Source organism: Promicromonospora soli (assembly GCF_014653785.1).
GTDB classification, from domain to species: Bacteria; Actinomycetota; Actinomycetes; order Actinomycetales; family Cellulomonadaceae; genus Promicromonospora; species Promicromonospora soli.
The window spans coordinates 1-2,188 of sequence record NZ_BNAS01000018.1; the positions used below are offsets into that span (position 1 = coordinate 1).

The following is a 2,188-nucleotide window of genomic DNA, read 5'->3' on the forward strand; positions in this document are numbered from 1 at the left end:
GCCGACCCGGACGACGCCCTCCGCGGGCGCGCCACGGGTGTCCATGACCTGGTAGGTGAAGGTGTCCAGCCCCGTTGCGTCCACGGCGGCCTTGTAGTCGATGAAGCCGTCCACGATCGTCGCGGTGCCCTGCGACGGGGCGCCGGAGATCGAGCTCAGCGTCACGTAGTCGCCGTCCGGGTCGGTGCCGTCCAGCGGCAGCGGGATCCGCACGATGCCGTCGCTGAGCACCCGCGCCTCGATATCGGGCAGCTGCGGGGCGGCGTTCTCCGGGGCGTCCAGCACGTTGATCGTGATCTGCGCGGCGTCCTTCTGCCCGTTGGAGTCCTCCACCTCGTACACCGCGTGATAGGTCCCGGCCTCCTGGCCGGCACGGAACCGCACCGTGTCCTCCGACACGAACGCCTCACCCGCCGCCGCCGGCGGGGCTTCCTGCAGCTCGTCGGTGAGCGTCAGCTCCAGGCCGTCGGGGTGGGTGTCGTTCTTCAGCACCGGGATGGTCACCACGTCGCCCACGCGCACGGTGGCCAGATCACGGCCAGCCTCCGGCGGCCGCAGCTGCTGCGGCGCCGGGATCGGCACCACCCGCACCTGACCGGTCTTGGTGCCCGAACCGTTGGCGACCTTGTACTCGACCACCACCGCCTGGTCCAGGCGCTTGACCTCGGAGACCTTCAGGATCTGGTGGTTCAGCACCGACACGTTCACCGGAGCTCCCGAAGGCACGCTGACACCCTGCACCACGAGCACGCCACCGGCAGGATCTGTGTCGTTGGCCAGGACGTCCACCAGCGCGGTACCGCCGGTCGGCAGCAGCACCTGGTCCGAGACCGCTACCGGCGAGCCCGCCTCGTCCGGGGGATCGATGACGTCCACCCGCACCAGACCCGTCGCCGGGTTGGGACCGTCGGAGATCTGGTAGGTGAGGTCGTAGGAGCCGGCCTGGTCGCTCTCGAACTTGAAGGTGCGGGTCGTAGCGTTCGTCGTGATCGTCGCCCCGGCCGACTCGTCGACCCTCGTCAGGCGGACCTGGTCGCCGTTCGGGTCGTAGTCGTTCTGCAGCGGCCTCACCGTGACCGGCTCACCGGTCAGCACGGTCACGTGGTCCTGCACCGCCACCGGCGCCACATTGGTCCCCACGACCTCGATGAGCAGCTTGCCCTCGACCGGCAGTCCCATCGAGTCCGTCACCGTGATGTCGACGATCTTGCGGCCGATGGCGGTGCCGCCGTCGCGGAACTCGATCGTGCCGTCGGGGCGGAACCGCACCTCGTCGAGCGGGTCGGCGGTACTCGCGTTGGACAGGAACATGTCGTCGCCGTCCGGGTCCTTGAAGTAGGGCAGCACCTTGATGGTCCCCAGCCCGTCCTGACCCACGGTGAGCACCGGCTCACCCGGCTGCTCGGGCGCGTTGTTCTCCTCCAGCGGCACCACCTTGACGTTCACCTTCGCGGTAGCCGTGCCGTTCTCGCGGCCGTCGTCCACCTCGTAGTCGAACGTCGTCGTACCCGTGGCGTCCTCGGGCACGTCGGCCTGCAGGGCCGCACCGTCCAGCACCCGGTCCACGCCGATCTCGCCGTCCGGCTCGCCCTGGACCGAGGCGGTCATCACGTCGCCGTCCGGGTCCATGTCGTTGCCCAGCACGTTCAGCACGGTCGTGCGGCCGGGCCGTACGCCGAACGAGTCGTCCTTCGGCACCGGCGGACGGTTGGCCTTGTTCCGCTCGGCCACGGTGTGGTCGACGAGCTCGGGCGTGGTCTGCTCCGAGTCCGTCTTCTTGCCCTCGCCGTCCTCGGGCATCTTCAGGTCCCAGTCCTCGACCTTCTCGAACTGGTCCGCGGCCATCCACAGCGTGCCGTTCGCCACATCGTTCAGCACGATGATGTTCCGGTTCACGCGGTAGACCAGGCTGGTGCCGGAGTCCACACCCTCCAGCACCTCGTCCACGTCGTTGTCCGGGCCTGCGCAGTCCCGGATGACCTGCCCGGTCCCCGACCAGGCACCATAAACACACCCGCCGAGCTGCACCGGCGCCGACGGCGTCACCGACGTCCCGCCCGAGGCCGTACGAGTGGTCGCGTCTCCGCCGCCCAGCGGCTGGGAGACCAGCCCGTTCGGTGTGGCCAGCACCACGTTGTCCGACTCGCCCGACGGCTGCTGCAGCACACCCTGCGCCCCGTCGGGAACC

General features: G+C 69.7%; 1 protein-coding gene. It reads right to left on the bottom strand.

Translation table 11 applies throughout. From position 1 onward, the window contains the following. The coding region (locus IE250_RS24295) for an Ig-like domain-containing protein (protein WP_229872745.1) at positions 1 to 2,188 on the bottom strand (2,188 nt) is incomplete at both ends.